General features: G+C 54.6%; 9 protein-coding genes. 5 read left to right on the forward strand and 4 right to left on the reverse strand.

Going from position 1 to position 10,771, the window contains the following annotated elements:
- A partial coding sequence (locus AC2FI9_RS00005) for a hypothetical protein (RefSeq protein ID WP_496764449.1) occupies positions 1-195 on the forward strand: 195 nt, incomplete at its 5' end.
- 102 nt (positions 196-297) lie between these two features.
- Here AC2FI9_RS00005 and tyrS read toward each other — a convergent pair.
- Both tyrS and AC2FI9_RS00015 read right to left on the reverse strand, forming a co-directional pair.
- Positions 298-1,551 (reverse strand): tyrosine--tRNA ligase, encoded by a 1,254-nt coding sequence (gene tyrS / locus AC2FI9_RS00010; protein WP_496733569.1) that lies wholly within the window; start codon positions 1,549-1,551, stop codon positions 298-300.
- 91 nt (positions 1,552-1,642) lie between these two features.
- Positions 1,643-2,911, reverse strand: coding sequence for an MFS transporter (locus AC2FI9_RS00015; protein WP_496764451.1), 1,269 nt, complete (start codon positions 2,909-2,911; stop codon positions 1,643-1,645).
- Between the two features lie 209 nt (positions 2,912-3,120).
- On the opposite strand from AC2FI9_RS00015, the gene AC2FI9_RS00020 reads away from it, so the two are divergent.
- On the forward strand, positions 3,121-4,179 hold the full coding sequence (locus AC2FI9_RS00020; protein ID WP_496765332.1) for an anhydro-N-acetylmuramic acid kinase: 1,059 nt from the start codon (positions 3,121-3,123) through the stop codon (positions 4,177-4,179).
- Positions 4,180-4,351: 172 nt separating this feature from the next.
- Here the strand turns inward: AC2FI9_RS00020 and AC2FI9_RS00025 are convergent, their stop codons facing one another.
- Complete coding sequence (locus AC2FI9_RS00025) at positions 4,352-4,873, reverse strand: TetR/AcrR family transcriptional regulator (RefSeq protein ID WP_496723218.1); 522 nt, start codon at positions 4,871-4,873, stop codon at positions 4,352-4,354.
- Positions 4,874-5,060: 187 nt separating this feature from the next.
- Between AC2FI9_RS00025 and gntH the strand changes: the two genes are divergently transcribed.
- The 3 genes from gntH to AC2FI9_RS00040 are packed head-to-tail and all read left to right on the forward strand — an operon-like array spanning position 5,061 to position 9,351.
- Positions 5,061-6,254 carry a guanitoxin biosynthesis MBL fold metallo-hydrolase GntH gene (gene gntH, locus AC2FI9_RS00030; protein ID WP_496764452.1) on the forward strand — a complete coding sequence of 398 codons (1,194 nt, stop codon included), beginning with the start codon at positions 5,061-5,063 and terminating at the stop codon, positions 6,252-6,254.
- 9 nt (positions 6,255-6,263) lie between these two features.
- On the forward strand, positions 6,264-8,075 hold the full coding sequence (locus AC2FI9_RS00035; protein ID WP_496764454.1) for a hypothetical protein: 1,812 nt from the start codon (positions 6,264-6,266) through the stop codon (positions 8,073-8,075).
- A gap of 52 nt (positions 8,076-8,127) precedes the next feature.
- Complete coding sequence (locus tag AC2FI9_RS00040; RefSeq protein ID WP_496723210.1) at positions 8,128-9,351, forward strand: HupE/UreJ family protein; 1,224 nt, start codon at positions 8,128-8,130, stop codon at positions 9,349-9,351.
- 197 nt (positions 9,352-9,548) lie between these two features.
- Here the strand turns inward: AC2FI9_RS00040 and AC2FI9_RS00045 are convergent, their stop codons facing one another.
- Entirely contained in the window at positions 9,549-10,598 is a 1,050-nt protein-coding gene (locus tag AC2FI9_RS00045) for a GFA family protein (RefSeq protein WP_496764456.1), read from the reverse strand.
- Positions 10,599-10,771 lie beyond the last annotated feature (173 nt).

The following is a 10,771-nucleotide window of genomic DNA, read 5'->3' on the forward strand; positions in this document are numbered from 1 at the left end:
GGCGACGGTAAAGGTGGCGGCAAAGGCGGTGACGGTAAAGGTGGCGGCAAGGGCGGCGACGGTAAAGGTGGCGGCAAAGGCGGCAAAGGTAAAGGTGGCGGTAAGGGCGGCAGTAAAGGGAACAACGGTGGAGGCAACGGGCCGGAAGGCAATAGCCCGGGCCAGGGTAACAATGCCCACGATGATGAAAGGTGACGCGGTTCTTGCAAGGGCATCCCTAAGCTTAGCCGATACCTAAAACAAAAAACGGCCACCGCAAAGGGTGGCCGTTTCGTCTACTTCATGGTGAATGGCTCGCTAGCCCAGCTGAACCAACGCGTGGCGCTTCTTACCTGCGCTCAGCTTGATTGGTGACGACAGAGCACCCGCGTCGATCATCAACCCGGCATCCGTCAACGGAGCGTCATCCAGCTTGGCACCGTTTTCCGCGATCAGCCGTTTGGCCTCTTTACCGGACTTTGCCAGACCCGATTTCACGATGACCTGTACGATGGACATCCCGTCACCCAGTTCATCCGCGCTGAGGGTCAGGGTCGGAAGATCGTCCCCAACACCGCCTTTTTCGAACACTTCACGGGCCGTGGCCTCTGCGTTGGCTGCAGCCTCGGTTCCGTGCAGCAGGGCGGTGACTTCGTTGGCGAGGCGGATCTTGGCCTCGTTGATCTCGGACCCTTGCAGCGCGCCCAACCGATCACACTCATCCACCGGCATTTCGGTGTAAAGCTTCAGGAAACGGCCGACATCCGCGTCAGTCGTATTCCTCCAGAACTGCCAGAATTCGTAAGGCGAGCGCATTTCTGCGTTCAGCCAGACCGCACCGTCCTGCGACTTGCCCATCTTCTTGCCGTCGCTGGTGGTCAGCAGGGGCGACGTCAGGCCGTAGATCTCGTGATCCAGCACCCGACGCGTCAGGTCGATACCGTTGACGATGTTGCCCCACTGGTCACTTCCACCCATCTGTAGAACGCAGCCATAGCGGCGGTTCAGCTCAAGGAAGTCATAGGCCTGCAGGATCATGTAGTTGAATTCAAGGAAGCTCAACGATTGCTCGCGGTCCAACCGTGATTTCACCGATTCAAACGCCAGCATCCGGTTGACCGAGAAATGCCGCCCGATATCGCGTAGGAAATCGAGGTAGTTCAGGCCATCAAGCCATTCGGCATTGTTCAGCATCAGCGCCTTGTTTTCGGCATCGCTGTCATAATCGATATAGGCCGAGAACACCTTTTTGATGCCCGCAATGTTTTCGTCGATCTGTTCGGGACCCAGCAGGGGGCGTTCATCCGCGCGGAACGACGGGTCTCCCACCTTGGTGGTGCCGCCGCCCATAAGGGTGATTGGCTGGTGACCGGTTTTCTGGAACCACCGAAGCATCATGATCTGGATCAGGCTGCCCACATGCAACGACTTGGCCGTCGCATCAAAGCCGATATAGGCCGGTTTGCACCCACTGATCAGCGCTTCGTCAAGGCCCTGATAATCGGTGCAGTCGGCGAGAAAGCCGCGCTCGATCATCGTGGCGATGAAATCCGATTTGGGGTGGTAGGTCATATCGTGCCCTTTGGGTTTATGTTGCGGGGCACTGTATAGGCGGCGCGTCAGGCAAGGAAAAGCCACCATTTCCAAGAAAACGCGGGCTGTGTCAGCTTTTGACCGGGGGCAAGCGGAAGGCATAGAGCATTGCGATAATGTTCAACACCACAAGGACAACAATCGGCGTGATCGGATCATGCAGATGTGCGACTGCGCCAAGGATCGCAGCAAAAACAATTCCAACGAGGCCAGCGCTGACATCCCCTAGTGCAACCAGGTAGGGGCGCTCTTTTTCAACGCTCATCTGAATGAGATACAGGTAGCGCCCGTAGATCACCCCATTCCCGCCCAACGATAGCAGCAGGATCACCAGCGTGTAGACCCAGACGTTCTGAGCGTAGCCGAAGAACGTAAAGCCAAGCGCCATCAGGGCCGAGATTGCGGCGATCATGCACCCCAGCCACATCACAGGTTTGACCGAGACACGATCGCTGAGCCATCCCCACAAAAGCGAGCCGATCACCATTCCAAGGCTGGCCCCTATGACAAAATAGCTGAGCGAATGCTTGGTCCCCATATGCAGCGTCGCAGCATGGATTGTGTAGAAGGGCATCGCCAGCTCGACCGACACAAAGATCAGTCGGGCCGAAAGAAACTTGCGATACCAGGGATAGGCCATGCCGGTTTTGAATCCGGTCGCCAACTCGGCCAGGGGCTTGGGTTTTTTCTTCGGCTCCGGCAAAGGGGCGCGTTGTTCATCCTCAAGCAATCGCACCCCTGCAAAGGCAACACCTGCGGCGAACATGGCAATCACGCCGCACCACAAGACGACGATGTGACGCTGCATCGGTTGATCCCCGGACAGCAGGTCGCGCGTGACCAGAACGACGATGATGGCCAAAATGCCCGAGATGGTGGCTTGCGCAAACACCATCCTGTTCCGTTTCGCTTCGGGGACAGAGATGCCGTAGATCTGGCTGGTTCCAAGGCTGGTGATCCCTTGACACAAACCCAGCACCATCGCAGTAGTCAGGAACAGCAGCACGATCATCACGCTGGGCAGTTTTGTTGAAAACAGGGCCACCGCCGCCAATACCACGGCCGTCAACAGGTTCGGTGCGTAAACGGCAAGCTTGGCGCGGGTCGCCCGATTGATGAAGGGCGAGACAAAGATCTCGGCAATCAGGCGCGATCCGGTGACAAAGGGCAGAAGCATTCCTGCAAAAAACGTTGGCGCGCCCAGAGCCAGATACAGGAAGGGCAGCACCAGATTTGGGTTGATCAACTGCCCTCCGATCGTGGCCAGAGCCCCGGACCAGAAGATCAGGAAATAGTTCCGGCTTTCGGATGGTTGTTTCTGTGAGTATGTGTCTGACATATGCACCCAAAACCGATTTGTGTTCCTTATACCAAATTGTCGGGAAAAAGCGCGACACTCGTGTGATCTGGCTTGCCTTGGCTTCAGCGGTAGGGGCAGGTTAAACGGGCTGTGCCGATCAACCATGACGGTACAAACAGAATTCGGCAGGAGAGATTAAAGTGGGGCGGGCCATCAAACGAACAGGTGCGATCAGGGTTTTGGGCGCGATGTCCGGCACTTCGATGGATGGGGTGGATGCTGCGGTCGTCGAAACGGACGGGCACCGGATTTTGGGATTTGGTCCAAGTGGGTATCGTGCCTACTCCGATCACGAGCGCGCGGTATTGCGCGCCGCTTTAGGGCAATGGCACGGGCCTGACGTGGATGCCGCGGCAGAGCTTGTTACCCTGGCCCATGCCGAGGCGCTGTCTGAATTTGATGAGGTCGATCTGATCGGTGTGCACGGCCAAACTCTTGCGCATGAACCAAGTGGGCGCGGGACGTTGCAGGTGGGCGACGGGAAAGGGCTGGCTCAGGCATTGGGGGTGCCAGTCGTCTGGGATTTTCGCAGCGACGATGTGGCGATGGGCGGCGAAGGCGCCCCGTTGGCGCCGTTCTTTCACTTTGCCTGCGCCAAGTGGATCGAGGCAACCCAGCCGCTGTGCTTTCTGAACCTCGGTGGTGTCGGGAACCTGACGTATGTGGACCCCAGTTACGATGGCCCCGAAGCCCCCGGCGCGTTGCTGGCTTTCGACACCGGTCCCGCGAATGCACCGGTCGACGATCTGATGCAGACGCGTCTGGGCCTGCCGATGGATCGCGACGGAGCCGTCGCGCGCGGCGGAACCGTCGAGATGGGCGCACTCGAGCTGTTTTTGTCCGAGCCTTACTTTACACGCATGCCGCCAAAATCACTGGACCGGAACGACTTTTCCGAGATGATCAAACTGGTGCAAGAGCTCAGCGATGCAGACGCGGTGGCCACGCTGACCGGCATGTGTGCCGCGGGCGTGGTGCAGGGGATGGAACATTGCCCCAAACCACCCTCGCGTCTGTTGGTCACCGGGGGCGGTAGACACAACCCTGTATTGATGGAGATGCTGCGCGTTGCATTGGACTGCCCGGTCGAACCAGTCGAGGCCGTGGGTCTGGACGGAGATATGCTTGAGGCGCAGGCCTTCGCCTATTTGGCGGCACGCGTCGCCCGCAGGCTGCCGACGTCGTGTCCGGGGACGACAGGTGTGAAGGCGCTGGTCGGCGGTGGGGTTGTGAGTTCGGTTGCGTAATGGGGCGGTGGGTTAAAAGCTAATTGCCCGGTTTCTGCTTTCGCGGACGAAGCGGTCCTTGATGGTCACAGACTGAACGTCGGCTTCTGGCACTGTTGCGTGTGCTCTTCCTACAGGGCACTTAAAAACTGGCGGTCCGTTTCGAGCAAACTAACAATGCCGGGCGATATACTTATTCTGTCTTCTTCTTTCCGACAAGAATTGCATGTTCCCTCTCTATAACCTTTTCCCAATCGCCTTGCGCTTTCAGACCGGTCGAAGAGTCTCCCATTAGCGAAGTAACCATCAATCTTCCACGCGCTTTCGCTTCCTCTTTCGAGAACCCGGCCTGTTCAAACATCCAGGCGGCGAATTGGAACCGTTTGCCGATGGTTCTTTGATACGATTCTTTCACCTTCTCATCAGTATTCGCCCACACTGAGACAGCGTGATCCGGCAAGGCGGCGTCCTCTTCAATGACTTTTTTCATAAGAAGAAGAATGCGGTCTTCCGGGGGGCCGCCAAATGTCTTTGCCTTTGCGATCACTTTGTCAGTCAGTTCTTGCTCCCAATATCTGAGGACCTCATCCAAAAGCTCACTGACGTTTTTGAAATGCCAGTAAAAGCTGCCGCTTGTCAGGTTCAGTCGCTTTGCCATTGGCACGACCTTTATCGCGGAAACGCCGCCCTCATTGAGTACTTTGTAGGCCAGCAATATCCAGTCTTCTTTGGTCGCGGCGTTTTTGGGTGAGTTTCGAGTTATAGATTCTGACATTCAGATTACAGCATTCTTTATTTGACATAGAGTAGTCTATGGATCTACCGTAGAGATGTCTATGGTGAGCGAGAGGTTCACGAATTCGTGTTCTCTTAAGAGGCTTCGCTTTGAAAAGGGGGGATCAATGAATAACTTAATGAAAACCGCAGCCGGCACATTGATGGCCTTAGGCGTGACACTGGCTGGCACAGCCACGGCGCAAAACGCGTTGCCAACGGGTCGGAGTGCCACTGCAATCGAAAACGACGTATATCCCGCGTCTTACTTTCCCAACACTGAAATCCTCGGCGAGGATGAGATGCGTATCACGGCATTGGGCACGGGGATGCCAAACCAAACCAAGGCGGCCGTATCTATTTCGTTTTATGTAGAACTTGGGAATGGGGACGTCTTTCTGTTTGACGTGGGAACGGGTGCAACGGGAAACTTGTTTTCGTTGCGACCGGATTTTGCAAAAATCGACAAGGTCTTCTTCAGTCATTTGCATGTCGACCACGTTGGAGACTTCATGGGTCTTCATGTTGGGGGGTGGCTTTCGGGCAGATATACTCCGCTTCGCGTCTTCGGTCCATCTGGGTCAGAGGACGAGCTTGGGACCAAAGCCTATGTGGAAGGCATGTCAAAAGCCTATGCTTGGGACTTGGCCACGCGTACGGGCGCGCTACCGGATGACGGCGCCAAGCTTGAAGTCACTGAGTTCGATTACATGCAGGAAAACGAGATCGTTTATCAGGAGAACGACGTCACAATCCGTTCCTGGCCTGCGATCCACAGCCTTGATGGTTCCGTGAGCTACTCACTGGAATGGAATGGGCTGAAGTACGTCTTTGGTGGCGATACTTACCCAAACAAATGGTATGTCGAATATGCCAAAGGGGCGGACATCGCTTCTCACGAGGCGTTTCTTCCACCTGATGCGTTGGCCCCATACTACGGTTGGGACATGAAGCAGGCAACCTACGTAGCCACGCGCGTTCATTCCGAACCTGCGGCTTTTGGCAAAGTTATGTCCGCCGTCGAACCGCGCATGGCCCTCGGGTATCACTCTGTTCTTTCACCCGAAAATTATCAGGCGATTTTGGAAGGCGTCCGTTCGACTTACGATGGGCCACTCACGCTCGCACGGGATCTACAGGTTATCAACGTCACCAAGGACCAGATCGTTGTTCGGGAAGCAAGTGTTGATGACTATGCGTTGCCACCAACTGTAAGCGACGAGTACATCAATGCCCCGCGTTCAAAAGAAAAAGAGCCGTCCGACAAAGTCAAAGCGGGAAAATGGGAGGGTTACACACCACCGCCAATGCCGGATAATTAACGTTCAGGGGTGAACAAAATTCCGATTTGGCAGTATCTGTACCGACTATTCCTGATGCTGAGCCTGATGGCTTCAGTTGCACAGGCCGTTTCGGCGGATGTCGTTCTGACTAACGGATCAGAAGTCGCCCCCAATATCGCTGTCCTTCATGTCAAAGATGATGGGGTCTACGTCGACCTTGAGATCTACGTCGAAGATATTCCGTTGTTTGCTGATATGTTGCCAATTGGTTGGTCATCAGATTTCGTCGGGGGGGAGCCGGAGGCTGAACAAGATTTCAATCAGGGTTCTACGCAGGCTGTAAGTCGGGCGCTGTCGATTGTTGGAAGGGACAAACAGCCGCTAAACGCTGAAATCAGAAAGTTAGAATACCGAACGCGCATCGACCGGGCCTCGCCGCTTGCAGGTCAGCGCGACCCATTCTCGGGTCAAATTGTTCCCAGCCCGCCAAAAGATCCGCGTGTCCTGTTCGTCGAAGTGTTCTTTCCGTTTCAAAACTCAGTTCCCAAGGAGCTGACTATAGTGCCTCCATCGTGGGATGGTGTACCACTGGCGACTATCGGGATGCAGGTTTTTGACCGAGAGGTTCCGGTCACGGATTTCAGCTTCTTGTCAAAGCAGGCAGAGTTAAAGATTTCCTGGCCTGACCCTTGGGAAACCCGATTTTCCGCAGAAAGCCTGAATCGAAAAGCCCAGGACGGAACTTCAACATTTCTTTATATCGAACCTCGTGAAGTTCGGCATGAGACGCTGATCCGCTTGCGTGAACTGGCGCCTTGGATCGGTGAAACTTTCGACGTAGGGCAGACACTTTCGCCACAACTTAGCGCCTTGATCGTAAACCAGGCAGCGCCCTTCCTGGCTTCTCGTAACCCGGTGACAATTGATGGCAAATCAGTGCAACCGTCAAACGCAACAGCAAAGCTCCTGGAGCTAACATCGCAAGGTTTTCAGGTTGTCGAGCCTGGAAAGGAAGTGTCCGTGAACAATGCGTTTATCGGAGCTATCCTGTCTTTCTCATCGGCAGAACTTCCCGAACAGGTGACAGTCACATGGGATATGTTTGACGAGGAAATTACCCGCGTCGCGACCATTTCAAACGATATCGCCGGGCCGTTCTTTGGAGCTGTGACACCAGTGGACCCTCAGTTTCAGTGGCAGAACCACTTGCTCCAATACGAAAAAGCATCTGTCACTCAGGTTCCAGTCGAGCAGCAGATACAGCAGAACCCGGCAATCGCTTTAATCACCGGAGTTATCAGTGCCGTCTCACTTGGTTTCTTCCTCATGTGCAGGGGCAAAGTTGCAAAGCGCGCCAGTTGCGCAACCATGATTGCCGCAACATCGGCAACCGTCGCATTTTCGGGATATTTGCCGGACTTGCCTTGGAAGAAGTCTGAGCCCCCTGAGCTGCAGGCTGCGGAAGATATACTGCGCTCAATGGTCGAGAACTTGAGCACGGTGAGTCTGGAAATTTCGCCGGCCGCAAGAAAGGCAGAGCTGGCGCACATTGTAACGGAAGCGTCTCTAGGTGACATCGCAACAGAGGTTGAACGTGGTCTCGCGATCCGAACGCCAGGAGGCAGTCTTGCTACGGTTACTGATATCAGCGACCTGAAATTGGAGCGCATTAACCCAACCCACTCGCCGGGAGGATTTAGTGCCCTGACCAAATGGACAGTGAAAGCACAAGGCGGTCATTGGGGGCACGCCCACATACGCGCCGTTACATTTCGGGTGCTGGCGGAGGTCATACCTGAGTCAGGGCAATGGAAGCTGGATGGATTAACTGTAATCGAGGCTCGCGATCCAAATGCGTAAGTGTTTAAGACCAAAGGTTTTTGCTTTCGGCGCTTTGTTTGTCGGTGTGTTCTTGTCACTAACGCTGTCAGCCTCGGCACATTTTTTGCTTAACCTCAACGTTCGAATTTCGCATGTCGAGCATTCCGAAGACGGTCTGCGCGTCTACATCCGTACGCCCATGCCTTATCTGGTTGCAGACAAGGTCGGTGATCAGGAAGGTGATGCCTTGCCGATAGCTGCACCATTCACGACTAATGCCATGAGCGACGGTCAGTTGGTCCACTTTGTCGACTTGCAGGCTGTCATGAGCGATCCCAACGGTCTGGGGCAATTCGCCGAAGGTGGGTTGCATCTGTTGGTCGACAATCAGCGCATAAGAGGAACAGTTAAGTCCGTTCGCTTGCATCGAATTGGAAATGAGCCCGGATTTGCAACTTTGGCCGAAGCTCAACAGGCCGAGGACAGCGAAACGGCCCTAACGCCACCGCTTTTTGTTGGTGACACAATTGTCGATCTCGTCCTGCATTATGACACGGACGGCCCGGTCCAATCGTACAGCATTGCCAACGTGCTGGACCCCGGCTTGCCGGATCAGGACCAAACGGCCAACCTCATTCTCGATTACGCTTCGGACACACCGCAGATATTCCGATCTCGGGGCCTGATGACTGAACCATTGGTGGTTCAGCAAGAGGGGTATGGAGGATTCCTGAGTTTTGTCTGGGAAGGTATACGACATATCCTCGAAGGATTGGATCATGTTCTTTTTGTTGTGTGTTTGGTCATTGGAGCGCAGACACTCAGGGCGCTATTGCTGCGTGCAACCGGTTTTACCATTGGGCATAGCGTGACGCTGTCTCTGGGGTTCTTCGGGTTTGTGCCATCGGGCGCGTGGTTTGTTCCTGCCGTCGAAACTGGGATCGCGCTTTCTATCATATTTGCAGCCGTCGCAGCGTTTGTGGGTTTTAAGGACAATGCGCGCTCTGAAGTCACGATGGTGCTTCTGACAACGCTGATTGGCCTCTTGCACGGGCTTGGGTTTAGCTTTGTGTTGCACAAGATTTTGCAGGTTACATCCCCAAACATCTGGCAGAGCTTGCTTGCTTTCAATCTTGGCGTCGAGCTTGGCCAGGTCGCCATTATTCTTGCGCTCTGGCCTGCCTTAATAATGTGTCGGCGCGTGAACTCCAGTTTGTGGATGTCCTTACGAGTGGGCTTAGCCGGTGGATGTGCGGCTATCGCCTGCTTTTGGACCTTTCAGCGAGTTGCCGAGGTTTATTCCACGTTGGCTTAAGGTCATTGCGATGGTGCGTGCCGTGATGGTTTCCTGAGAGAAATGCGGACATTCGGCTGTTCCACAGCATAAGACAGATTGGGCTCTCCTGACACCTTCACCGCGATCTGCACCAAGGGCCGGTTTGGTATGGATCGACATTCGCTGCGCGTCGCATGAACAGGCAAGACGCGGACAAAGCCGACATCGCGCGGGTTCTAGAAAACTTCAGGCGGTTTGGCCAGAGGCCCCCAAGTTTCCGGGTCAGGTAAGCCGACACTTGACCATGCCTCCAATAATACCTTGGAATCTGCTGACCGTGTACGAGGCAAGTCATCCAAAATGTCGAACCAAGGCATTTTGCTTTCTATCCCGGAGTGGACCGATGGAGCGAAGTTTTCTGGGTTATCGAGGCTCGAAGTGTGCATAACCAAGTAAGCCGTTTCCCTCGGCTGAACGAGTTGGTAGGTCAGGCTTGCTCCGCATTTGGCGCAGAAGCCCCGTTTGGCTATTGGCGTAGTCGCGAAATACACGGGCTCTTCATCAAGAAATCGAACAGCAGAAACGGGAAAAGCCGTCCACGCATTGACCGCTGACCCAGAGAATTTTCTACAGCAGCTGCAATGGCAATACCCTGTACTGATCGCTGGTGCATTGACTTCGTACCGGACGGCTCCACAAATGCAGCCGCCCTTTACCATAGTCTTTGCCAATTCATCCTTGTCGAAATCCAGAAACCCGCCTTCTTCACCGTGCTTTGACTGGGTCATGTAAACATGGACTGAAGTATCCGTGCTTTTCAGTTTTTTGTGCCCGCAATCCGCAAGTGGAATGTCTACCTTACCATTTATTTGCGCCATCACTTCGCCGGAGACCGCTATTCCTCCTGGCTCGGCCATTGCTTCGAGCCGAGCGGCAATATTAACACCATCTCCCAATATATCTGCCCCATGTACAACGACATCACCAAGAGAGACCCCGATACGCAAGATGAGTGCATTTTCCGTGTTCGACTGACGGGCTTCGAGCGCAGACGCTTTTTGAATGCCAATTGCACAGTTGACCGCCTCAATAACGCTTGAGAACTCAGCCAAGAATCCGTCGCCAGTAGACTTGAAAACACGGCCTCGGTTCGCCTCAACTTGCATGCGGATGATTTCACGTTCCAGACGTACCAACTCGGCCAATGTTCCGCTCTCGTCGCGCGAAACCAGCCCCGCGAAACCAACAACATCCGTGGCCAGTATGGCCGCCAATTTGCGTTCCATCTCTATTCCTTAGAACTGTTATGTCTCTGCTGGTTTCTGTAAAGCTTAACATAAATCGCCATAGCCCGAGGGATGATCATTCAGACGTTTGTTTTGACTTTCAAAAAACTGCTCTGGGCTCAAAGTGGGCCTTCGCTGCGGTGAAGCGAATGTCGGCATTCTAGCTTCAGAAA

It is taken from the genome of Ruegeria sp. CDSA246, assembly GCF_059611225.1.